We start from the raw sequence: 22,839 nt of genomic DNA, 5'->3' as shown, positions 1-22,839 counted from the left end.
GCCGAGCCCGTCAGCCCGCCGCCTCCACCAGGCCCCGCAGCACCCGCGCGTCCTCGCCCATCTCCGGGTGCCACTGCACCCCCAGCGCGAAGCCTCCCGCGGCCGGCAGCTCCAGCGCCTCCACCACGCCGTCCGCCGCGTACGCCGACGCGATCACGCCGGTGCCCAGCTCCGCCACCGCCTGGTGGTGGTACGCCGGGACCGTCACCGCCTCCGGCAGCAGCGAGGCGAGCCGCGTGCCCGGGACCGGTTTGATCTCGTGGGCGCCGAAGACGCCCGGGCGCTCGCGGTGGCCCTCCATGTGCTGGCGCAGCGTGCCGCCGCGGGCGACGTTCAGCAACTGCGCCCCGCGGCAGACCCCCAGCAGCGGCAGCTCCGCCGCCAGGGCCGCGTCGATCAGGGCCAGTTCCCACTCGTCCCGCTCCCGTGACGTCGGAGTGACGGGGTCCGTGCGGGCGTCCGCCTCGGCGCCGTAGCGGGCCGGGTCCAGGTCAGGGCCGCCCGCGATGATCAGGCCGTCCAGGCGGCGCAGGGTTTCCGCCGCCCGGGCCGGGGCGTCCGGGGGGAGCAGCGCGGCGAGGCCGCCGGCGCGCTGGGTGAGGCGGTGGTAGCCGGCGGGCAGCAGGGCGGCGGGCAGGTGCCACTGGCCCCACCTGGCCTCGTCGACGAGGTAGGTGGAAATGCCGATCAGGGGCCGGGTCCTGCTCATCACTTCTCCCTCGTCGTGGGGCGTTCGAGTTCCGCTTCCGCCTCCGCCAGCGCCGCGAACTCCTCCTCCGGGGCCGCCGCGACCAGACGGTGCCGACTGTAGAGTGCGAAATATCCCAGGGCCACCGCGTACACGCAGCCCGCGATCATCGCCGCCCACTTGTCCACCAGGAACGTCGCCACCAGCGCCGACAGCGCGAGCACGAACGCCACCGAGGACGTCACCGCCCCGCCAGGCGTGCGGTACGGGCGGTGCAGCCCCGGTTCGCGGCGGCGGAGCACGATGTGGGAGAGCGCCATCAGCGCGTACGAGATGGTGGCACCGAACACCGCGACGTTGAGCATCCGCGCCCCGTTCCCGCTCCCGGCCGCCAGGGCGAAGCCGATCGCGCCGGGCACCAGCAGGCCCAGGAACGGGGCCTTGCGGCGGGAGGTGAGGGAGAGGACGCGGGGCAGGTAGCCGGCCCGGGAGAGCGCGAAGAGCTGGCGCGAGCCGGCGTAGATGAGGGAGAAGAACGACGCGACGAGCCCGGTGAGGCCCGCGTAGTTGACGAACCGGCTGAGCGCGGTCGCCTCGCCGTCCGGTTGCAGCGCCTCCACCAGCGGGTTGCCCGCGTCCTGTACGGCGGCGGAGCCGCGGGCGCCGGCCGCGGCGATGAAGGTGACGACGGCGAGCAGCAGCAGCACGCCCATCGCCCAGGCCATCGCGCGCGGCAGCGTACGGGACGGGTCCTTGGTCTCCTCCGCGGCCAGCGGCACGCCCTCGACGCCCAGGAAGAACCACATCCCGAACGGGAACGCCGCCCAGATGCCCAGGATCCCGAACGGCAGCCAGGAGTTGGCGCCGAGCGCGCCGTCGTCGACCGGGATGTCGTTCAGCGAGCCGGCGCTGAACTCGGTGAGGGCACCGATGGCGAAGATCAGCAGCGCGGCGACCGCTACGGCGGTCACGACGAGGCTGAAGCGCAGCGCCTCGCCGACGCCCCACAGGTGGATGCCGAGGAAGATGGCGAAGCAGGCGAGGTAGACGGGCCAGCCGGAGGTGAGCCCGAACAGCTCCAGCGACTCGACGTAGTCGCCGATGAAGATGACGATCGCGGCCGGCGCCAGGACGTACTCGATGAGGATCGCCGTGCCGGTCATGAACCCGCCCCAGGGGCCCAGCGCCTTCCGCGCGAAGCCGTAGCCGCCGCCGGCCGTGGGCAGCACGGCGGCCAGCTCGGCGAGGGCGAAGACCAGGCAGGTGTACATCACGCCCATGAGCAGCGCGGCGATGGCCAGGCCGCCGAAACCGCCCTCCGCCAGGCCGAAGTTCCAGCCGGAGAAGTCGCCGGAGACGACGTACGCCACGCCCAGGCCGGTGAGCAGCAGCGGCCCGGCGCTGCCGGCGCGCAGCGCGCGGCGCTGGAGATACGCGTCGTCCGCGGCGTCGTGCGCGACGGGGCCCGAGCCGGAGCCGGGGCCGGCGGGGGCGCCGGGAGCGCCGTCGGGGGCCGCGCGTGGGCCGGGCGGTGCGGTGCGGGACTCGGTGCCTTCGCTCATGGTGCCGCTCCTGCCTCAACGGACGGTGGGACCCAGTAATGGTGTGGTCCCATACCTTTGCGGCGCCGACGTCACGAGCGCAAGCCCCGTGCATGAAGGTCCTGTTACGCGGCCGGTCCGCGGCGGTGTGCCCGACAGGGCCTAGCCCAGGAAGCCGCGCAGCAGCGCCGCCGTGCCGGCGCAGTGCTCGCGCATCATCTCGCGGGCGGCGTCCGGATCGCCGTCGAGCACCGCGCCGACGAGCGCGGCGTGCTGCGCCTGGCTGTGCTCCAGGTTCCGCACCAGCAGCGGGATGCAGTCCAGCAGGTCGTTGACGGTGGCCCGGACGGCGGCGTACTGCGCCGCGAGCCGCGGCGAGCCCGCGAGTTCCGCGAGGGTCAGGTGCAGCAGGGTGTCCAACCGCCGGTAGTCGCCCAGCGGCGCGTCCTGGGTGGCCTCCAGGGCGGCGCGCAGCCGCGCCCGCTGCCCGGGCGCCATCTCGGTGCCGGCGCACAGCTCGGCGGCGCCCGTCTCCAGCACCTCGCGGAAGCGCAGCACGTCCTCCAGGTCCGTACGCTCCGTGCGCCGGCGCAGCTCCTCCTGCGCGTCCCGGCGCGCGGGGGTGCGCTCCCGTACGAACGTGCCTCCGTAGCGCCCCCGGCGGCTCTCCACCAGCCCCTCGTCCGCCAGCACCTTCAGCACGTCCCGCAGCGTCACCCGGCTGATCCGCAGCCGCTCGGCCAACTCCCGCTCCGCGGGCAGCCGCTCGCCCGGCGGCACCAGGCCCAGGCGCAGGACCTGCAGTATCTGCTCCAGCGCCTCCTCGAAGCCGTTGCCCGCGCGCACCGGGCGCAGTACGGTCCGCAGCCCGTCGCCGGCCGCCGCGTTGCTGAACGCCCTCATCCCGCCCCGCTCTCCCGACCCGCTGCCTCTTCCTACTTCCCAACCAAAGGTATCCATGCATACCTTAAGACGTCCGCAAAAGAGGAGACCCTCCGTGACCGACTCCGCACGCACCCCCGCGCTGCCCGTGCCCGAGCTGCGCCGGCTCGTCGAGGCCGGTGAGCTCGACACCGTAGTCCTGGCCTTCACGGACATGCAGGGCAGGCTTCAGGGCAAGCGCTTCGCCGCCCCCTTCTTCCTCGACGAGGTGCTGGCACACGGCACCGAGGGCTGCAACTACCTGCTCGCCGTGGACGCCGACATGAACACCGTCGAGGGCTACGAGATGTCGTCCTGGGAGCGCGGCTACGGCGACTTCGCCATGCACCCCGATCTCGCCACCCTGCGCCGCATCCCCTGGCACCCCGGCACCGCCATGGTCACCGCCGACCTCGCCTGGCACGACGGCGCGCCCGTCACCGCCTCGCCGCGGCAGGTGCTGCGGCGCCAGCTCGACCGGCTCGCCGAGCGCGGCTGGACCGCGTACGCGGGCACGGAGCTGGAGTTCATGGTCTTCAAGGACACCTACGAGCAGGCGTGGAACAGCGCGTACCGGGACCTGACCCCCGCCAACCAGTACAACGTCGACTACTCCGTCCTCGGCACCGGCCGCGTCGAGCCCCTGCTGCGCCGCATCCGCAACGAGATGGCCGCCGCCGGCATGACCGTCGAGTCCGCCAAGGGCGAGTGCAACCTCGGCCAGCACGAGATCGCCTTCCGCTACGACGACGCGCTGACCACCTGCGACCAGCACAGCATCTACAAGACCGGCGCCAAGGAGATCGCCGCCCAGGAGGGCACGGCGCTGACCTTCATGGCGAAGTACGACGAGCGCGAGGGCAACTCCTGCCACATCCACCTGTCGGTACGCGACGCCGACGGCGCCCCCGTCTTCGCCGCCCCCGACGGGCCGGACGACGGGGACGCCCCGTACGGCATGTCCGAGACCATGCGGCACTTCGTCGCGGGACAGCTCGCCTGCCTGCCGGAACTGACCCTCCTCTACGCCCCGAACATCAACTCCTACAAGCGCTTCCGCCCCGGCTCCTTCGCCCCCACCGCCGTCGCCTGGGGCCCCGACAACCGCACCTGCGCCATCCGCGTCGTCGGCCACGGCGGCTCACTGCGGCTGGAGAACCGGCTGCCGGGCGGCGACGTCAACCCGTACCTCGCCGTCGCCGGGATGATCGCCGCCGGGCTGCACGGCGTCGAGCGGAAGCTCGAACTCCCCGAAGCCTGCACCGGCAACGCCTACACCGGCGACGCCGCGCACGTCCCCGCCACCCTCCGGGACGCCGCCGAGCTGTGGAGCGGCAGCGCGCTGGCCCGGGAGGCGTTCGGCGAGGACGTCGTACGCCACTACCGCAACATGGCGCGGGTCGAGCAGGAGGCGTACGACACCGCCGTCACCGACTGGGAACGCTTCCGGTCCTTCGAGCGCATGTGAGGTCGACACCCTTGGCAGCATCAGCACCCGCAGCACAGGCACCACCCGCCACGCCGCACGAGCACACCGTCGTCAACCCCGCCACCGAGGAGCCCGTCGCCACCGTCCCGGCAGCGGGCCCCGAAGAGGTCGCCGCCGCCGTCGCCCGCGCCGCCGAGGCCCAGCGGGGCTGGGCCGCCCTCGCCCCCGGCGACCGCGCCCGGCTGCTGCGCCGCTTCGCCGCCGAGGTCGACGACCGGATCGAGGAACTGGCCCGGCTGGAGGTCACCGAGGCCGGGCACCCGGTGGCCGCCGCCCGCTGGGAGGCCGGCAACGTACGCGACCTTCTCGACTACGCCGCCGGGGGAGTGGAACGCCTCACCGGCAGCCAGATCCCGGTCGCCGGCGGGCTCAACGTCACCTTCGCCGAGCCGCTCGGCGTCGTCGGCGTCATCGCCCCGTGGAACTTCCCCATGCCCATCGCCGCCTGGGGCACCGCCCCCGCGCTCGCGGCCGGCAACGCCGTCGTGCTCAAGCCGGCCGAGACCACCCCGCTGACCGCGCTGCGGCTCGCCGAGCTGGCGCTCGAAGCGGGCCTGCCGGAGGGGCTGTTCCAGGTCGTGCCGGGCGCAGGACCGGTCGCCGGCGCCGCGCTCGTCGACCACCCGGACGTGGCGAAGGTCGTGTTCACCGGCTCCACCGCCGTCGGCAAGCGCATCGCGGCGCGCTGCGCGGAGCAGGTCAAGCGCGTCACCCTCGAACTCGGCGGCAAGAGCCCGAACATCGTCTTCGCCGACGCCGACCTGGAGCGCGCCGCGGCCGCCGCCCCCGCCTCGTTCCTCGACAACACCGGCCAGGATTGCTGTGCCCGCAGCCGCATCCTCGTCCAGCGCAGCGTGTACGACCGCTTCCTCGCCCTGCTGGAGCCCGCCGTCCTCGCCTTCACCGCCGGCGACCCGGCCGACCCCGGTACGCAGATGGGCCCGCTGATCTCCGCCGCCCACCGCGAGCGGGTCCGCGGCCACGTCCCCGAGTCCCGCCCGGCCGCCATCCGCGGCACCGTCCCCGAGGGCCCCGGGTACTGGTACCCGGCCACCGTCCTCACCGACGCGCCGCCCGACGACCCGGTCAGCCGCGAGGAGGTCTTCGGCCCCGTCGCCGTCGTCCAGCCCTTCGACGACGAGGCCGACGCCGTACGCCTCGCCAACGCCGGCCCGTACGGGCTGTCCGGCTCGCTGTGGACCCGCGACACCGGCCGCGCCGTCCGCGTCTCGCGGGCCGTCGCCGCCGGGAACCTCTCGGTCAACTCGCACAGCAGCGTGCGCTACTGGACCCCCTTCGGCGGCTTCAAGCAGTCCGGCCTCGGCCGCGAGCTGGGCCCGGACGCGCTCGCGTCGTTCACCGAGACCAAGAACGTCTTCATCAGTACCGAGGAGTGAGCACGTTGACCGACCAGACCCCCGTCTGCCGCCGGCTGCCCGGCCGCACCGCCGTCGTCACCGGAGCCGGCAGCGGCATCGGCCTGGCCACCGCCCGCAGGCTCGCGGCGGAGGGCGCGCACGTCGTCTGCGCCGACGTCGACGAGACCGCGGGCAAGGCGGCGGCCGAGGCCACCGGCGGGCTGTTCGTCCGCACCGACGTCACCGTCCAGGACGACGTCGAGGCGCTGTTCAAGGCCGCGTACGACACGTACGGCTCGGTCGACGTCGCGTTCAACAACGCCGGCATCTCGCCGCCCGAGGACGACTCCATCCTCCTCACCGGCATCGACGCCTGGCGCCGGGTGCAGGAGGTCAACCTGACCTCCGTCTACCTGTGCTGCAAGGCCGCCCTCCCGTACATGCAGCGCCAGCGCCGCGGCTCGATCGTCAACACCGCCTCGTTCGTGGCCGTGATGGGCGCCGCCACCTCCCAGATCAGCTACACCGCCTCCAAGGGCGGGGTGCTGGCGATGTCCCGCGAGCTGGGCGTGCAGTTCGCCCGGGAGGGCATCCGGGTCAACGCGCTGTGCCCCGGGCCGGTCAACACACCGCTGCTCCAGGAGCTGTTCGCCAAGGACCCGGAGCGCGCGGCCCGGCGGCTGGTGCACATCCCGGCGGGCCGCTTCGCGGAGGCGGAGGAGATCGCCGCCGCGGTCGCGTTCCTGGCGAGCGACGACGCGTCTTTCGTCAACGCCGCGGAGTTCCTGGTCGACGGCGGCATCGCGGGCGCGTACGTCACGCCGCTGTAGCCGCGTCCGCCCGGGCGGCCCGCTCAGCGCGCCGTCCGGGCGGGCCTGCCTAGAGGAACGTACGGCCCTCGCCGCGGTACGTCGGGACCGTCTCCGTGACGCGCTCGCCCTCGATCAGGTGCAGCGCGTCGAACCGCTCGCACAGCTCGCCCGCCTTGGCGTGCCGGAACCACACCCGGTCGCCGACCAGCAGGTCGTCGGCGGGCGCGCCGAGCAGCGGGGTCTGCACCTCGCCCGCGCCCTCCTGCTTGTCGTAGCGCAGGCCCTCCGGCAGGTACGGCACGGGCGGCCGGTCGGAGCCGGCGGGTCCGGATGCGGGGTAGCCGCCGCCGAGGACGGTGACGACGCCGACGCCGGGGCGGCGGACGACGGGCAGCGCGAAGACGGCGGCGGGGCGGCCGGTGAACGCGGTGTAGTTGTCGAACAGCCGCGGCTGGTAGAGCCCCGAGCCGGCGGCGACCTCGGTGACCGCGTCCTCGGCGGCGGTGTGCTGCACGCTGCCCGTACCGCCGCCGTTGACGAACTCCAGATCCGCCAGCCGCCGCACCGCCGCCACCGCCTCCGCCCGGCGCTCGGCGAGCTGCCGCCTGGCCACCGCCTGCATCAGCCGTATCCCGCGCGACGTCAGCGGCCACCCGGGGACGTCGTCCCCGATGCCGGCCACGTGCCCCTCGTACGCCATCAGCCCCACCAGCCGGAAGCCCGGTCGCCGCACCACCTCGCGGGCCACCGCCGCCAGCGCCGCCGCGTCGGACAGCGGCGAGCGGCGGGCGCCGACGCGCAGCCGGCCGCCCAGCAGCCGCAGCGAGGTGTCCAGTTCCAGGCAGACGCGCACCTCCTCGCGCCCGCGCCCCCGGGCCGCGTCGACGAGGTCCAACTGCGCCGGGTCGTCCACCGTCACCGTCACCGCGGCGGTGAGCTTCGGGTCGCCGGTCAGCTCGGCGAAGCCGGCGCGGTCCGCGGACGGGTACGCCAGCAGCACGTCCGCGAAGCCGGAGCGCGCCAGCCACAGCGACTCGGGGAGCGTGAAGGACATGACCCCGGCGAACCCCGGCTCGGCGAGCACCCGCTCCAGCAGCGCCCGGCAGCGCACCGACTTGCTCGCCACCCGCACCGGCTTGCCCGCGGCCCGGCGCACCAGATCCGCGGCGTTGGCGTCGAGCGCCTCGGTGTCGACGGCGGCGAAGGGGGCGTCGAGGTGGGCGGTGGCGCGGTCGTAGCGGGCGCGCAGGGCCGCGTGGTCCGGGACATGGGCGGTGTGGGCCGGCATGGGGGAAGCCTGCCACCGCGTGCCCGGGAGGCGGTAGTGGGTACGGACAGGATGAGGCATTCGGGCGGCGCACCGTCCGTCGCGGGAGCCCAGTAGAGTGTCGCGAGCGCCTGTCCAGCAGGTCATCCGGGGGCTACTCACAGGAGGGGAGTGAGGGGGCTGTTGAGCACTGACGCAGAGCAGACTCCCGCGGCCCCGCCGTCGCCGGCTTCCCCGCCCGCGGCGAAGCCGCGCGAGAGCACGAAGCCGCCGCTGAGCGCGGAGCCCGTACGGCCCGTGTCGCCGCGGGCGGACGCGGAGCCCCCGCGGCCGGCCGGTCCCCCGGGCGGCTCCGGCACCGCGGTACGGGCCGCCGGGCCCGCGCCGGCCGACGGTCCCGTACGGCCGGAGCGCCCCCAGCCGGCGGCCGAACCCCCGCCGCTCGCGGCCGAGTCCGCCGATGCCCCGCCCTCTTCGCCGTCCCCGGCCACCTCGTCGTCAGGGTCCAGGCCGCCGCGGCACCCGCCGCGGCCGTACGCCCCGCCCGTGCCCGCCGTCCCTCCCAAGCCCGTAGGCGCCCCGCTGCACATGGCATCCGTGCTCCCCTCCGACATCCCCCGCCCCGAGCCGGAGCCGCCCGCGGAACGGCGCAGCGTCGCGCGCACCGTGGCCGCCGCCGTCGCCCTCGTCACCGGCGTCGGCCTCGTCGTGGGCGCCGCCACCGGCAGCCTGCTCAGCGACGGGCCGAGCGCGCAGGCCAGGCCCGGGGCGTACGAGGTGGCCCGCGGCCTCTGGCACGCCACCCCGGTCGACACCCTCTTCCCGCCCCGGCTCGAAGGCGACGGCGCGGGCCCCGGCGGCGCCGACCGCGTCTGGGTGCGCGTCGCCGTCGCCCCGCCCGCCGACTGCAAGGAGGGCCTCGACGCCGCGCTGGCACGGGAGTTGCGCCGCGTGGGCTGCGAGAAGCTGCTGCGCGCCACGTACACCGACGTCACCCGCAGCAGCGTCACCACCGTCGGCATGGTCTTCACCGCGGCGGGCGCCGCGAAGATGGGCCGGTTCGAGGACCGCTTCGAGGAGCGGGAGCTGGCCGCGCGGACGGACATGCTGCCGCGCGCGTACGGCACGGAGACGGGACCCGCCGCCGGCTTCGGCGCCGGGCAGCGCGCGACCTGGACCGTACGCGTGCTCTCCGACGCCCCCGTCGTCCTCTACGCCGTCACCGGCTTCGCCGACGGCCGCGCCGTGACGGAACCGCAGCCCGCCAACGAGGCCGTCCACCCCGACACCACCACCGCGCCCGCCCAGGCCGGCCTCGGCCACGACGCCGAGGGCATCGCCGACCGCGTCGAGCGCGGCCTGCGCAAGACCTCCGCCAAGGCCACGGAGTCCCCGCGGTGACCCGCCCGTTCCGCGTACGCCGCCGCGCCGCCGCGCTCCTCGCCGCGCTGGCCGCCGCCGCCCTGCTCGGCGCCACCGCCGCCCCCGCGCACGCGGACGGCCTCCAGGAGCTGCAGTGGGGCCTGGACGACGTCCGCGCCCCCGAGGCGTGGAACACCACGCGCGGCGAGGGCGTCACCGTCGCCGTACTCGACACCGGCGTCGACGCCGGCCACCCCGACCTCACCGGACAGGTGCTGGACGGCAAGGACTTGGTCGGCTTCGGCGCCCGCCGCGGCGACGACTCCTGGGCCCGGCACGGCACCGCCATGGCCGGCATCATCGCCGCGCACGGCCACGGCCCCGGCGCCGCAGAGGGCGTCACGGGCGTCGCGCCGGACGCGAAGATCCTGCCGGTACGGGTCATCCTGGAGGACGGCGACGCGCAGCGCGGCAAGGCCCGCGAGACCCGCGGCAGCGCGCTCGCGGACGGCATCCGCTGGGCCGTCGACAACGGCGCCGACGTCATCAACCTCTCCCTCGGCGACGACAGCAAGTCCGCCCACCCCGAGCCCGGCGAGGACGCCGCCGTGCAGTACGCGCTGCGCAAGGGCGTGACCGTGGTGTCGTCCGCGGGCAACAGCGGCGAGAAGGGCGACCGCATCTCGTACCCCGCGGCCTACCCCGGCGTCATCGCCGTCACCGCCGTCGACCGGACGGGGGCGCGCGCCGAGTTCTCCACCAGGCACTGGTACGCCACCGTCGCCGCCCCCGGCGTCGACGTGGCCATCGCCGACCCCGACCGCACCTACTACGAGGGCTGGGGCACCAGCGCCGCCGCCGCGTTCGTCTCCGGCGTCACCGCCCTGGTCCGCGCCGCCAACCCGGACCTGACCCCCTGGCAGATCCGCGACCTGCTGCGCGACACCGCGCAGGACCCGCCGGAGGGCGGCCGCGACGACGAGCTGGGCGCCGGCCGGGTGGACGCGGCGGCGGCGGTCGCCGCGGCCCGGGAGCTGAAGGCCGCGCCGCAGGAGCCGAAGTCGGCCGCGTACGACGAGAAGCGCTTCGGCTCGGCGCCCGCGCTCGTCGCCACCGAGGAAGACGGGCCCAACGGCCTGGCGCTCGCCGCGGGCGTCATAGGCGTGGGGCTGATCGCGGGCGCGTGGTTCCTGTGGCGCGGTCCGCGGTCGCGCGCGGCCGGCGTCTGGCGCGGCCCCGAGCCCCCGCCCTTCGCGCCGCCGCCGGCCGGGCCGCCGCGGTCGGCGCCCCCGCCCGGCGCCGCAGGACCGCGCCCGCAGGGGGACGACGGGCCACCGCTAGGCTCGTCGGGTGTCACTGAAGAACATCCCTGACCCCGGCTTCGCCGCCGACGACGGCTCGGCGGACCCCGGCCTCGCCGCCGCCCTCACCGCCTACGCGGAGGCCCCCGACGACCCCGCGGCCGGGCCCCGGGTGCTCGCCGCCCTCGCCGGCACGCGGGTGCTGGTCCCCGTCGTCGCGCTCCTCGGCGAAGTGGAGGAGGGGCCCGACGGACTGCGCCGCGACAAGACCAGCGACATGGCGGTGCCCACCCTCGAAGTCCCCGGCGGCCGGCGTGCCCTGCCCGCCTTCACCTCCACCGCCGCCCTCGCCCGCTGGGACCCCGCCGCCCGCCCCGTGGCCGTAGCGCTGCCGCAGGCCGTACGGGCCGCCGTAGCCGAGCGCGCCGACACCGTCGTCCTGGACGTCGCGGGCCCCGTGCCGTACGAGCTGACAGGTCCTGCCCTGCTCGCCGCCGCCGAGGGCCGCGGCAGCACCGACCCGCTGGCCGATCCCGGCGTCGTCGCGGCCGTGACCGCCGTGGTCTCAGGTGTCCCCGGGGTACGTGCCGCGTCCCTGGCCCGCGCCGGCGAGGCGGACGGCACCCTGGCCCTCGTCCCCGCCGCCGGCACCGCCCCCGCCGCCGTCGCCCGCGCCGTCGCCGAGGCGCTGGCCGCCGACGCTGCCCTGCGGGCCCGGCTGGTGCGCGGTCTGGACCTGGCCCTGCTGCCGCCGGACACCCCGCTCCCCGGCGCACCGCTGCCGCTGCGCCCCGCCGGGTAGCGCCCGTACCCGGCCCCGGGCCGCGGCCCCGGCGCTGGTTAGGGTGGCCTCCGGTCCCGTACGAGGAAGTGAGCCCCCATGAGCGACACCGGCCCCGGCGCCGACGCAGGACCCGACTTCGACGCGATGACCCGCGACATCGCCGAGGTCCCCGCCGTGGAGGTGATCACGACGGTGGCGGTGCACCTGATGAGCGCTGCCGCGGTCAAGCTCGGGCTCGCCGAGGACGGCGCCGCGCACAAGGACCTCGACGAGGCCCGCAAGCTGATCACCGCGCTGGCCGGGCTGGTCACCGCGGGTGCCGCGGAGGTCGGCTCGTACCACGCGGCCCCGCTGCGCGACGGGCTGAAGTCGCTCCAGCTCGCCTTCCGCGAGGCGTCCGAGCACCCGGACGAGCCGGGCCAGGGCCCCGGCGAGGCGTACACGGGCCCCGTCTTCGGCTGACTCCCGCCGCGGGCGCGGCACGGATGTGCAGGGTCTCTCCGCGCACTGGTATGCTTGACAGCGACCGGCCGGACGCGCCATGCAGGAAAGAGGAGCGACCGGCCCGCAAGTGGAGGCTCCGATCTCCCACCTTCCGGCCCCCGGTCGGCGGGTCACCGGTCCCAAGCGCCCCGCGGCTGGCTCTGCGGCGGTGCTCCCCGGCAGGAGCCCGCATTTGCGTCCCGTCCGGGGTTTTTTCGTGCCCGCGTCGGATGGTCGGCAGACAGAACGTGACGCGGTTGCCCGCCAGGCAGTCGCGTGGTGGAAATGAGGAGGCCACATCAGCGCCGAGCCCCGCATCAACGACCGGATTCGCGTCCCCGAGGTGCGACTTGTCGGCCCCAGCGGCGAGCAGGTGGGCATCGTCCCGCTCGCCAAGGCTCTGGAGCTTGCCCAGGAGTACGACCTCGACCTGGTCGAGGTGGCGGCCAACGCCCGTCCTCCGGTGTGCAAGCTGATGGACTACGGGAAGTTCAAGTACGAGTCGGCCATGAAGGCCCGTGAGGCGCGCAAGAACCAGGCGCACACGGTCATCAAGGAGATGAAGCTCCGGCCGAAGATCGACCCGCACGACTACGACACCAAGAAGGGTCACGTCGAGCGGTTTCTCAAGCAGGGTGACAAGGTCAAGATCACGATCATGTTCCGCGGTCGTGAGCAGTCCCGTCCCGAGCTGGGCCGACGGCTGCTGCAGCGGCTCGCGGAGGACGTGCAGGAGCTGGGCTTCGTGGAGTCCAACCCCAAGCAGGACGGCCGCAACATGATCATGGTCCTCGGTCCGCACAAGAAGAAGACCGAGGCGATGGCCGAAGCCCGGGAGGCCCAGGCCGCCCGCAAGGCGGAGCGCAGGGGCGACGACACCGCTCCGGCGGAGCGCGCCGAGGCCTGATCGCGGACCCGGCCCCGGGTCCGGAGACGTAGGACGAAGTCAGTCTGACGCTTTTGCATGCCCTTTTACGGGGTGGTGGGAGGCGCCGAAGACGAGGAGTGAACGGCGAGATGCCGAAGAACAAGACCCACAGTGGTTCCAAGAAGCGCTTCCGCGTGACCGGCTCCGGCAAGGTGCTGCGTCAGCGTGCCAACCGGCGCCACTACCTGGAGCACAAGCCGTCGACTCTGACCCGGCGCCTCGCCGGCACGGTCGAACTGTCCAAGGCCGACGCCAAGAAGGTCAAGAAGCTTCTCGGCAGGTGAGTCGCCGCCCTGCACCGGCAGGGCGCAGGACTCAAGAGACCGGGACCCAGCCGTTCCGGGTCGCGCAGCCGACGCGACCCAGCCCCAAGGAGTGAACAAGTGGCACGCGTCAAGCGGGCAATCAACGCCCAGAAGAAGCGCCGGGCGATCCTCGACCAGGCCAGCGGTTACCGCGGCCAGCGCTCCCGCCTCTACCGCAAGGCGAAGGAGCAGGTCACCCACTCCCTCGTCTACAACTACAACGACCGCAAGAAGCGCAAGGGCGACTTCCGGCAGCTCTGGATCCAGCGGATCAACGCCGCTGCCCGCGCCAACGGCATCACCTACAACCGCTTCATCCAGGGCCTGAAGGCCGCGGGCGTCGAGGTGGACCGCAAGATGCTGGCCGAGCTGGCCGTGAACGACGCCGGCGCGTTCGCCGCGCTCGTCGAGGTGGCGCAGAAGGCGCTGCCCAGCGACGTCAACGCGCCGAAGTCCGTCGCCTGAGCCACCGCGCTCGCACGGTACGTACCAAGGACCCGCAGGCCGCCGGCCTGCGGGTTCTGTCTTCAGCGCGGGTCTTCCCGCCGTCCGCACCTGCTGCACGAAAGGTCTCCCCGCCGCCCATGGGCACCCCCGAGCCGATCTCGCCGCGCTCCGCCCGCGTCACCGCCGCCCGCAAGCTGCTCAGGCGTGCCGGGCGGGCCAAGGAGCGCAGGTTCCTCGCCGAGGGTCCGCAGGCCGTGCGGGAGGCGGTGGCGTACGGGGCCGGAGCGGCCGGCGGCGCCGGCCCTGCGCTGGTCGAGCTGTTCGTCACCGCGGAGGCCGCCGAGCGGCACGCGGAGATCGTCGGGGCGGCCCGGAGCGCGGGGGTGCGCGTCCACGCCGCCGCCGAGGAGGTCGTCGCCGGGCTCTCGCAGACCGTGACGCCGCAGGGGCTGGTGGGCGTCTGCCGGTTCCTCGACGTGCCCCTCGCCGGCGTCGTCGCCGCCCGCCCCCGGCTGGTGGCCGTCCTGGCGCACGTCCGCGACCCCGGCAACGCGGGCACCGTGCTGCGCTGCGCCGACGCCGCGGGGGCCGACGCCGTGGTGCTGACCGACGCCTCCGTGGATCCGTACAACCCCAAGGCCGTACGGGCCTCCGCAGGCAGCCTCTTCCACCTGCCCGTCGTCACCGGCGTGCCCGCCGAGCGCGCCGCCGCCGAGCTGCGCGCCGCCGGGGTGCGGCTGCTGGCCGCGGACGGGGCGGGGGAGCGGGACCTCGACGACGAGCTGGACGACGGCGGCCTCGCCGCCCCCACCGGCTGGATCTTCGGCAACGAGGCGTGGGGGCTGCCCGCGGAGACCAGGGCGCTCGCCGACGCCGTCGTGCGGGTGCCGATCCACGGCCGCGCCGAGAGCCTGAACCTCGCCACCGCCGCCGCCGTGTGCCTCTACGCCTCGGCCCGGGCGCACCGCCCGATCGGCGGGTGCCGTCCCGTCAGCTCCGCCCGGTAAGGTGACCGCTCTAGGTCCGCGAGTCGACCGTACGGGCAGGCCAACGCCCGGTCTGCGGGAGGGGGTTCATGGGGTGGAGAGTGCAGATGACGGGCCCGAGGCCAAGGACCTCGGCTGTGCGCCCGACGATCTGCCGGACGGCCTCGTCGTGGCCGACGAGCGCGGCGTCGTGGTGCGCTTCAACGCCGCCGCCGCGCGGATCACCGCCCTGGAGCCGGCCGCCGTCCTCGGCCGCCCGCTGGCCGAGGCGCTGCCCCTGGAGGACCTGAAGGGCCGCCGCTGGTGGCGGCTGACGGACCCGTACGGCGGCCTGGCCATCCGCACCGGGCACCCGGAGCGCAACCTGCTGCTGCCCGGCAACCGCGAGGTGCTGGTCGCCGCCCGCTACGTGCGCGACGGGCGCACGGGCCCGGTGCGCAAGCTCGTCGTCACCCTGCGCGGTACGGAGGCCCGGCGGCGCAGCGAGCGCAGCCACGCGGAGCTGATCGCCACCGTCGCGCACGAGCTGCGCTCGCCGCTGACCTCCGTGAAGGGCTTCACCGCCACGCTGCTGGCGAAGTGGGAGCGGTTCACCGACGACCAGAAGCGGCTGATGCTGGAGACCGTGCACGCCGACGCCAACCGCGTCACCCGGCTCATCGCCGAGCTGCTGGACATCTCCCGTATCGACTCCGGCCGGCTCGAGGTGCGCAAGCAGCGCGTCGACGTGGTCGCCGCGGTGCACCGGCACGTGGAGGCGCAGACCACCGCGGGCCAGGACCCGGCGCGGTTCCGCACGCTGGTGCCGGGGGAGCTGCCCGAGCTGTGGGCCGACCCGGACAAGGTCGACCAGGTGCTGGGCAACCTGCTGGAAAATGCCGTGCGGCACGGCGAGGGACTTGTCACCATCGAGGTGGCACCCGCCACCCTCAACCACGGCAGGGAAGGCACCCAGGTCACCGTGAGCGACGAAGGCCCCGGCATCCCGGAGGAGTCGATGAGCCGCGTCTTCACCCGCTTCTGGCGGGGCAGCAAGCGCGGCGGCACGGGCCTGGGGCTGTACATCGTCAAGGGCATCGTGGAGGCCCACGGCGGGATCATCACGGTCGGCCGCGCCCCCGGCGGCGGCGCCCGCTTCCGATTTACCCTGCCCGTCGGCGCCCCGGCCCACCTCGCCTGAGCAGCGGCCGCCCGCCCACGGGCTTCACCCATGTCCACGCGCCCGTAGACTCGACCCCCGGCCCTTCGGCGACCTCGTTCGCCGACACCGCCGCGGCCGCCGGGTCGGGGCGCAGCCAGCCAATCGGAAGTACGGGAAGAGATGTCGGCACCGAACAAGTCGTACGACCCTGTCGAGGTCGAGGCACTGAAACCGGAAGAGATCGACCGGGTGCGCGACGGGGCGCTGGCCGCCATCGCCGCGGCCGGTGACCTCGCAGAGCTCCGCGAGGTGAAGATCGCCCACGCCGGCGACCGCTCGCCGCTGGCGCTGGCCAACCGCGAGATCGGCGCCCTGCCGCCGCACGCCAAGGCGGACGCGGGCAAGCGCGTGGGCCGGGCCCGCGGCGAGGTGGGCCAGGCGCTCAAGCGGCGGCAGGAGGAACTGGAGGCGGAGCGCGACGCCCGCGTGCTGGTCGAGGAGGCGGTGGACGTCACGCTGCCGTACGACCGCTCGCCCGCCGGCGCCCGGCACCCGCTGACCACGCTCTCCGAGCGCATCGAGGACATCTTCACGGCGATGAGCTGGGAGGTGGCCGAGGGCCCCGAGGTCGAGGCGGAGTGGTTCAACTTCGACGCCCTCAACATCGCGCCCGACCACCCCGCGCGCAGCGAGCAGGACACCTTCTTCGTACGGAGCCCGCAGGGCGACGGCGCGGGGGAGCGGCAGGGCGACGACGAGTCCGGCGTCGTGCTGCGTACCCACACCTCGCCCGTGCAGATCCGCACCATGCTCGACCGCGAGCCGCCGGTCTACGTGATCTGTCCCGGCCGCGTCTACCGCACCGACGAGCTGGACGCCACCCACACCCCCGTCTTCATGCAGGTCGAAGGGCTGGCCGTGGACGAGGGCCTGACGATGGCCGACCTCAAGGGCACCCTCGACCACATGGTCTCCTCGCTCTTCGGCGAGGGCATGCGGACCCGGCTGCGCCCGGACCACTTCCCGTTCACCGAGCCGTCCGCCGAGATGGACATGGTCTGCTTCGTCTGCCGCGGCGAGTCCGTCGGCAACCCGGACCGGCCCTGCCGCACCTGCGGCTCCGAGGGCTGGATCGAGCTGGGCGGCTGCGGCATGGTCAACCCGAAGGTGCTGGTCGCCTGCGGCATCGACCCGGAGCGCTACAGCGGGTTCGCGTTCGGGTTCGGGATCGAGCGGATGCTGATGTTCCGCCACAACGTCGAGGACATGCGAGACATGGTCGAGGGTGACGTGCGCTTCACCAGGCCGTTCGGGATGGAGATCTGATGCGAGTCCCGCTTTCGTGGCTGCGGGAGTACGTCGACCTGCCGGCCGGCGAGACCGGCCGCGCCGTCCAGGCCCGGCTGATCAGCGCCGGCCTGGAGGTCGAGACCGTCGAGCGGCTCGGCGCGGGCCTGACGGGCCCGCTGGTCGTCGGCCGGGTGCTGGCGATCGAGGAGCTGACGGAGTTCAAGAAGCCGATCCGCTACTGCCAGGTCGACGTCGGCAGCGCCAACGGCACGGGGGAGCCGCAGAACATCATCTGCGGCGCGAGCAACTTCGCCGTCGGCGACAAGGTCGTGGTCATCCTGCCCGGCGGCGAGCTGCCCGGCGGCTTCAAGATCGGCTCCCGCAAGACGTACGGCAAGGTCTCCGAGGGCATGATCTGCTCGGTGCGTGAGCTGGGCATCGGCGACGACCACGACGGCATCCTCGTGCTGCCGCCCGAGTACGAGCCGGGCACCGACGCGATCGCGCTGCTGGAGCTGAACGACGAGGTCCTGGACATCGCCGTCAACCCCGACCGCGGCTACGCGCTGTCCCTGCGCGGCGTCGCCCGCGAGACCGCCATCGCCTACGGCCTGCCGCTGCGCGACCCGGCGCTGCTCGACGTGCGCCCGCCGAACGACTACGGCTACGAGGTCAAGGTCGACGACCTGCGCGGCTGCGACCGGTTCACCGCCCGCGTCGTCACCGGCGTCGACCCCGAGGCCCGCTCGCCGATCTGGCTCCAGCGCCGGCTGCAGAAGGCCGGCATGCGCCCGATCTCGCTCGCCGTGGACGTCACCAACTACGTGATGCTGGAGATCGGCCAGCCGCTGCACGCCTACGACCGCGACCGGCTCGACGGCCCCCTCGGCGTCCGCCGCGCGGCCCCCGGCGAGAAGCTCACCACCCTCGACGGCGTCGAGCGCACCCTCGACCCCGAGGACCTGCTGATCACCGACAACCGCGGTCCGATCGGGCTGGCCGGGGTGATGGGCGGCGCCGACACCGAGATCGCCGAGGCCGAGGTACGCGACCACCTGCTCGGCTCCGTGGCGGGCACCACCGACATCGTCATCGAGGCCGCGCACTTCGATCCGGTCTCCATCGCCCGCACCTCGCGCCGCCACCGCCTCACCTCCGAGGCGTCGCGCCGCTTCGAGCGCGGCGTCGACCCGGAGGCAGGACCGGCCGCGGCGCAGCGCACCGTGGACCTGCTGGTGCTGCTCGCCGGCGGCTCCGCCGAGGCGGGCGTGACCGGGGTCACCGCGCCCCGCGGGCCGCGTACCGTGCGGATGAAGGCCGACCACCCGGACCTGGTGGCGGGCGTGACGTACGGGCGCGAGACCGTGGTGCGCAGGCTCCAGGAGGTCGGCTGCGACGTCTACGGTGCCGACGAGCTGACCGTCACCGTGCCGTCCTGGCGCCCCGACCTGAGCTTGCCGAACGACCTCGCCGAGGAGGTCATCCGGCTCGAAGGCTACGAGAACCTGCCGTCCACGCTGCCCCGGCCGCCCGCCGGCCGCGGTCTGACCGGCCGGCAGCGACTGCACCGCAGGGCCGGCCGGGCGCTGGCCGGTGCCGGCTACGTCGAGGTGCTGAACTACCCGTTCCTGAGCGAGGCGGCGCTCGACGCCCTCGGCCTGGAGCCGGACGACGCCCGCCGCCGTACGGTCACCCTCGTCAACCCGCTGAGCGACGAGGAGCCGGCGCTGCGCACCACGCTGCTGCCCGGGCTGCTCACCGCCCTGCGCCGCAACCACGGCCGGGGCGCCGCGGACCTGGCGCTCTTCGAGACCGGCCTGGTCTTCCGGCCCTCCGGCTACGAGACCGCGCCGGTGCGGCTGCCCGTCGACCGGCGGCCCACCGACGAGGAGATCGCCCGGCTCGACACCGCCCTGCCCAAGCAGCCGCGCCGCGCCGCCGTCGTCCTCGCCGGCGCCCGCGAGCGGGCCGGCTGGTGGGGCCAGGGCCGCCCGGCGGACTGGGCGGACGCGGTGGAGGCGGCCCGGACCGTGGCCCGGGAGGCGGGTGCGGAGCTGGCGGCGGAGCCCGACCGGCACGCGCCGTGGCACCCCGGCCGGTGCGCCGCGCTGGTCGCGGTCGTGGACGGCGAGCGGCGGGTCGTCGGCCACGCCGGCGAGCTGCACCCGCGGGTGGTCAAGGCGCTGCAGTTGCCGGAGCGCACCTGCGCGATGGAGGTCTCGCTCGACCTGCTGGAGATCGCCGGCGGCGGACCGCTGCAGGCGCCGCGGATCTCCACGTACCCGGTGGCGACGCAGGACGTGGCGCTGGTCGTGGCCGCGGACATGCCGGCGGCGAAGGTCGCGGAGGCGCTGCGCGCGGGGGCCGGGGAGCTGCTGGAGTCGGTGCGGTTGTTCGACGTCTTCACCGGCGAGCAGGTGGGCGAGGGCCGCAAGTCGCTCGCCTACGCGCTGCGCTTCCGCGCCGCCGACCGCACGCTGACCGCCGAGGAGGCGGGCGCCGCCCGGGACGCCGCGGTGGCCAGGGCCGCCGAGGAGGCGGGCGCGGTGCTGCGCGGGGCGTGACCGGGGCAGCCGCGCGACGGTACGGGCCCCGTACCGTCGTGCGGCCCGGTGGTCACCGGGCCGGGCGCTTGAGTTCGGCGTGCGGTCCCGCCCACTCGGTTGAAGCTGAGTTCGTAGCATGGCGTAAAGAGTTGAACCGTGCGCACACTCCTCGCTCGACAGATGGTGGAAATGTCCGAATCTTCATTTGTTGCTCAGGACGGTCTCCCCGCCCGGTAAACACCCAGGTCAGCAAGACTGCTCCCCGCGCACGCGGGGATGGACCCACTAGCCTCTTCTACCAACTCCATCTCTACGACTGCTCCCCGCGCACGCGGGGATGGACCCGCGCCGCGCCAATCGGTGGCCCGCTCCAGCATCTGCTCCCCGCGCACGCGGGGATGGACCCAATCTCATCCGGCGTCGGGGAGGTTCTGGAGGCTGCTCCCCGCGCACGCGGGGATGGACCCCAGTGCGACCCCGGCGGCGGCAGCGGCGGGGGCTGCTCCCCGCGCACGCGGGGATGGACCCCCGGCCCGTGCGGAGTGTCCGGTCAGCGGCACGCTGCTCCCCGCGCACGCGGGGATGGACCCGATGCCGCGAACGTGGCCGAGACGCGAGCGGACTGCTCCCCGCGCACGCGGGGATGGACCCCCTGGTGTCGCCGCCGACCAACTCCCGCAGATCCTGCTCCCCGCGCACGCGGGGATGGACCCTGGCCGAAGCGCCTGAAATGGATCTCCCGGCACCTGCTCCCCGCGCACGCGGGGATGGACCCGGCTCCAGGCTCATCGCCCACCTCCGAACTCCCTGCTCCCCGCGCACGCGGGGATGGACCCCCGTACCGATGTCCAGGAACTGCCGGATTCCCCTGCTCCCCGCGCACGCGGGGACGGACCCAGCAGCGCGGCCATCGTCAGGCCCATGAAGAACTGCTCCCCGCGCACGCGGGGATGGACCCCCGAACCAGGCCCGGAAGAACGCCGCCCGCCGCTGCTCCCCGCGCACGCGGGGATGGCCTCCGGCACATCGTGTCCCGGTTCCCTGAAGACGGACCCGGGTGTCTTGGGTTCCCGTAGAGGGTCAGCTTTCAGGGACCGTTGACACCCCCGCACGGGCCGTCAATACGACGTCTCCGCGGCGGTCTGGATCTTGAACTCCGCCCAAACCAACTTGCCGGGGCCGGAGCGGTCAGACACCCCCCAATCGTCCGCGAACGCGGAGACGAGCATCAGGCCGCGCCCGCGGTCGTCGGTATCCGCGGGCGTACACAGGCGCGGGGTGCCGTCACCGGCGTCGTGTACCTCGATACGTACGACGCCCTCGTTGAAGATGATCCGTACGAGGAAACGGCGGCCGACGGGTGTGTGCTGGAGCGCGTTCGTCGCGAGTTCCGAGACGCACACGCGGATGTCGTCGGTGCGGTCGCCCATGCCGACCACGGTGGCGGCGAAGTCGCGCGCCTTGTAGACCGACGCGGCACTGCGGGCGAACATGCGCGCATGCGTGGCCCTGGTAGCTGCCCCGTGCTGGGTGGGAGCCGTGTCGAGGTCCGTCTTCGTCTCCCTCGGTGCCTCCTCCCGCCCGGAACCGTGCGGGTCTGCGGGTGTAGCGGCAGACGCCGAACCTCCCGGTCCGCCGCGGTAAACCCGTGACTCCCTCCTCGGTTGCCGCCGGGAGGTCGTCGTTGAGGGCTCAGACGGTTCCCCGTCTGTCACTGGGGCGCAAGGGGACGGGGCGGGGGACTGCCCATCCGCTGCCTGGCTGCCTGCCGTCGTCATACCGAATCTCCGCGGGGGGTCTCTCGTGTGTCCCCGGCTTCCTGCCGGGTACTACTCTGCGTATCCCAACCATCACCGTGAAGTGGCGACTTGACGCCCGTCGGGCGTTGCCGCAGCGGCAGGCAACAACGGGAGACGGCATGTCCGAACAGGCAGGCGATGGCGCAGACCAGGAGAAGCAAGACGCACGCGAGACCTTGGCTCACGCGCTAGTCACGCTGAGGAAGAAAGCGGGCAAGTCTCTCTCACAACTCGCGGAAGACACGGGATACGAGCGAAGCTACCTAAATCGACTCGAAAACGGCGAACGCATTTCAAAGCGCCCGGTCATGGAAGACCTGGACAGCTACTACGGCACAGACAGATTGCTGGTGAAGCTCTGGAAGTCCGCGCGGAACAGCGTCATCGTGAACAGGTACAAGCTGTTCATCCGGTACGAGGAGGGGGCGGTGATCATGCACAAGTACATGACCGCGATCCCCGGGCTTCTCCAGACCGAGGACTACGCGCGCGCCGTTCTGTCGTCCTCTCCAAACCACGGGGAGACAGACTGGCTGGAGGAGCAGGTGACCTTGCGACTCAGCCGCCAAGAACTGCTGCAGCGGGAGCCGCCCCCGAGCCTTCGCGTGATCCTGGACGAAGCCGCGCTCAGGAGGCCCACCGCGGACGCGAAGGTATGGGCTGGACAGCTTGCCCACCTCTTGGAGTCCGCCGAGCGGCCTTCCACCGTGATCCAGGTCCTCCCCTTCACCGCCGGCGTCCACGACCTCTTGGGCGGTTCCCTTTCGCTGCTGTGGCAGGCGGACGGGATGGGCGTTGCCTACCTGGAGGGCAGCAAGTCGGGGGACCTGGTGGAGGACGCGAAAGAGGTGGCCCAGTACCGGCTGTCATACGATCAGCTACGAGACGTGGCCCTTCCGCCGTCAGCCTCACACGACTTCATCAGGACCATCATGGAGGATGCTGGATCATGAGTAACACCGACCTGAGCGCCGCGCGGTGGCGCAAGAGCAGCTACAGCAACGGGGGAGACGCGAACTGTGTCGAGGTCTCCGACGACTTCCCCGGCATCAGGCCGGTACGGGACTCGAAGGACCCGGACGGTCCGGCGCTCGTCTTCTCGGCGGACGGCTGGGCCTCTTTCGTCGCCGCCGTCAAGGGCGGGGAGTTCACCGCCTGAGCCACTGATACAGACCCGAACGACCGGCCCTCGCTAGGAAGGCGGCGACGGAGGTCGCTTAGCTGCTCCTGCGCACGCGGGGATGGACCCACCAGCAGCAGCAGCGTCTGCCGGTCCGTACACTGCTCCCCGCGCATGCGGGGATGGACTCTCGTCGGATGAGCTCTGGAGATGGCTGGTCTCCTGCTCCCCGCTCACGCGGGGATGGATGCCATGTCGATCGCCTGTCATC

22 protein-coding genes and 1 CRISPR repeat array are annotated in these 22,839 nt (G+C 73.8%); of the genes, 16 read left to right on the top strand and 6 right to left on the bottom strand.

Going from position 1 to position 22,839, the window contains the following annotated elements; genetic code table 11:
• Nucleotides 1–10 precede the first annotated feature (10 nt).
• From OG946_RS05120 to OG946_RS05110, 3 genes are all read right to left on the bottom strand, one after another.
• Complete coding sequence (locus OG946_RS05120) at nt 11–709, bottom strand: gamma-glutamyl-gamma-aminobutyrate hydrolase family protein (protein ID WP_326794959.1); 699 nt, start codon at nt 707–709, stop codon at nt 11–13.
• Complete coding sequence (eat, locus tag OG946_RS05115) at nt 709–2,250, bottom strand: ethanolamine permease (protein ID WP_326794958.1); 1,542 nt, start codon at nt 2,248–2,250, stop codon at nt 709–711. The genes OG946_RS05120 and eat overlap by 1 nt, the downstream gene beginning before the upstream one ends.
• 141 nt (nt 2,251–2,391) lie before the next feature.
• A complete protein-coding gene (locus OG946_RS05110; protein ID WP_326794957.1) occupies nt 2,392–3,132 on the bottom strand; it encodes a FadR/GntR family transcriptional regulator in 741 nt (246 codons plus the stop codon).
• Between the two features lie 94 nt (nt 3,133–3,226).
• Here OG946_RS05110 and OG946_RS05105 point away from each other — a divergent pair, with 94 nt between their 5' ends.
• The 3 genes from OG946_RS05105 to OG946_RS05095 are packed head-to-tail and all read left to right on the top strand — an operon-like array spanning nt 3,227 to nt 6,827.
• Entirely contained in the window at nt 3,227–4,618 is a 1,392-nt protein-coding gene (locus tag OG946_RS05105) for a glutamine synthetase family protein (protein ID WP_326794956.1), read from the top strand.
• Between the two features lie 11 nt (nt 4,619–4,629).
• Nucleotides 4,630–6,036, top strand: a complete 1,407-nt coding sequence (locus tag OG946_RS05100) for an aldehyde dehydrogenase family protein (protein WP_326794955.1) — start codon at nt 4,630–4,632, stop codon at nt 6,034–6,036.
• A 5-nt stretch (nt 6,037–6,041) separates the two neighbouring features.
• Nucleotides 6,042–6,827: a 3-oxoacyl-ACP reductase gene (locus OG946_RS05095; protein WP_326794954.1), complete on the top strand. Its 786-nt coding sequence runs from the start codon at nt 6,042–6,044 to the stop codon at nt 6,825–6,827.
• Between the two features lie 49 nt (nt 6,828–6,876).
• On the opposite strand, the gene OG946_RS05090 is transcribed toward OG946_RS05095, so the two are convergent.
• Both OG946_RS05090 and OG946_RS05085 read right to left on the bottom strand, forming a co-directional pair.
• Entirely contained in the window at nt 6,877–8,097 is a 1,221-nt protein-coding gene (locus tag OG946_RS05090; protein ID WP_326794953.1) for an alanine racemase, read from the bottom strand.
• A 137-nt stretch (nt 8,098–8,234) separates the two neighbouring features.
• A complete protein-coding gene (locus OG946_RS05085; RefSeq protein WP_326794952.1) occupies nt 8,235–8,642 on the bottom strand; it encodes a hypothetical protein in 408 nt (135 codons plus the stop codon).
• Between OG946_RS05085 and OG946_RS05080 the strand changes: the two genes are divergently transcribed.
• From OG946_RS05080 to pheT, 11 genes are all read left to right on the top strand, one after another.
• On the top strand, nt 8,623–9,477 hold the full coding sequence (locus OG946_RS05080) for a hypothetical protein (RefSeq protein WP_442814266.1): 855 nt from the start codon (nt 8,623–8,625) through the stop codon (nt 9,475–9,477). The two genes, OG946_RS05085 and OG946_RS05080, sit on opposite strands and share 20 nt — an antisense overlap.
• Nucleotides 9,474–10,811: a type VII secretion-associated serine protease mycosin gene (gene mycP / locus OG946_RS05075; RefSeq protein ID WP_326794950.1), complete on the top strand. Its 1,338-nt coding sequence runs from the start codon at nt 9,474–9,476 to the stop codon at nt 10,809–10,811. Before OG946_RS05080 ends, mycP begins: the two co-directional genes overlap by 4 nt.
• Complete coding sequence (locus OG946_RS05070) at nt 10,789–11,541, top strand: SseB family protein (RefSeq protein ID WP_326794949.1); 753 nt, start codon at nt 10,789–10,791, stop codon at nt 11,539–11,541. The genes mycP and OG946_RS05070 overlap by 23 nt, the downstream gene beginning before the upstream one ends.
• A 78-nt stretch (nt 11,542–11,619) precedes the next feature.
• A complete protein-coding gene (locus tag OG946_RS05065) occupies nt 11,620–11,985 on the top strand; it encodes a DUF1844 domain-containing protein (RefSeq protein WP_326794948.1) in 366 nt (121 codons plus the stop codon).
• Between the two features lie 319 nt (nt 11,986–12,304).
• Entirely contained in the window at nt 12,305–12,913 is a 609-nt protein-coding gene (gene infC, locus OG946_RS05060) for a translation initiation factor IF-3 (RefSeq protein ID WP_420308214.1), read from the top strand.
• Nucleotides 12,914–13,023: 110 nt separating this feature from the next.
• The gene (rpmI, locus tag OG946_RS05055) at nt 13,024–13,218 is read left to right on the top strand and encodes a 50S ribosomal protein L35 (RefSeq protein ID WP_018852864.1); all 195 of its coding nucleotides are present in this window, start codon (nt 13,024–13,026) and stop codon (nt 13,216–13,218) included.
• A gap of 99 nt (nt 13,219–13,317) precedes the next feature.
• Nucleotides 13,318–13,704 carry a 50S ribosomal protein L20 gene (rplT, locus tag OG946_RS05050; protein ID WP_326794946.1) on the top strand — a complete coding sequence of 129 codons (387 nt, stop codon included), beginning with the start codon at nt 13,318–13,320 and terminating at the stop codon, nt 13,702–13,704.
• Between the two features lie 119 nt (nt 13,705–13,823).
• Nucleotides 13,824–14,693 (top strand): TrmH family RNA methyltransferase, encoded by an 870-nt coding sequence (locus OG946_RS05045; RefSeq protein ID WP_326794945.1) that lies wholly within the window; start codon nt 13,824–13,826, stop codon nt 14,691–14,693.
• A 73-nt stretch (nt 14,694–14,766) separates the two neighbouring features.
• On the top strand, nt 14,767–15,852 hold the full coding sequence (locus tag OG946_RS05040; protein WP_326794944.1) for a sensor histidine kinase: 1,086 nt from the start codon (nt 14,767–14,769) through the stop codon (nt 15,850–15,852).
• Nucleotides 15,853–15,993: 141 nt separating this feature from the next.
• The gene (gene pheS, locus OG946_RS05035; RefSeq protein ID WP_326794943.1) at nt 15,994–17,139 is read left to right on the top strand and encodes a phenylalanine--tRNA ligase subunit alpha; all 1,146 of its coding nucleotides are present in this window, start codon (nt 15,994–15,996) and stop codon (nt 17,137–17,139) included.
• A complete protein-coding gene (gene pheT / locus OG946_RS05030; protein ID WP_326794942.1) occupies nt 17,139–19,667 on the top strand; it encodes a phenylalanine--tRNA ligase subunit beta in 2,529 nt (842 codons plus the stop codon). The genes pheS and pheT overlap by 1 nt, the downstream gene beginning before the upstream one ends.
• 237 nt (nt 19,668–19,904) lie before the next feature.
• Nucleotides 19,905–20,668: a CRISPR direct-repeat array (repeat unit 29 nt; unit sequence CTGCTCCCCGCGCACGCGGGGATGGACCC).
• A 99-nt stretch (nt 20,669–20,767) separates the two neighbouring features.
• Here the strand turns inward: pheT and OG946_RS05025 are convergent.
• Nucleotides 20,768–21,142: an ATP-binding protein gene (locus OG946_RS05025; protein ID WP_326794941.1), complete on the bottom strand. Its 375-nt coding sequence runs from the start codon at nt 21,140–21,142 to the stop codon at nt 20,768–20,770.
• A gap of 425 nt (nt 21,143–21,567) precedes the next feature.
• Here OG946_RS05025 and OG946_RS05020 point away from each other — a divergent pair, with 425 nt between their 5' ends.
• A complete protein-coding gene (locus OG946_RS05020) occupies nt 21,568–22,401 on the top strand; it encodes a helix-turn-helix domain-containing protein (RefSeq protein WP_326794940.1) in 834 nt (277 codons plus the stop codon).
• On the top strand, nt 22,398–22,607 hold the full coding sequence (locus tag OG946_RS05015) for a DUF397 domain-containing protein (protein ID WP_326794939.1): 210 nt from the start codon (nt 22,398–22,400) through the stop codon (nt 22,605–22,607). Before OG946_RS05020 ends, OG946_RS05015 begins: the two co-directional genes overlap by 4 nt.
• Nucleotides 22,608–22,839 lie beyond the last annotated feature (232 nt).

This window comes from Streptomyces sp. NBC_01808 (assembly GCF_035917395.1).
Lineage (GTDB): Bacteria > Actinomycetota > Actinomycetes > Streptomycetales > Streptomycetaceae > Streptomyces.
Note: the sequence above shows the minus strand (reverse complement) of the source record. Positions and strands in the feature narration are given on the sequence as shown.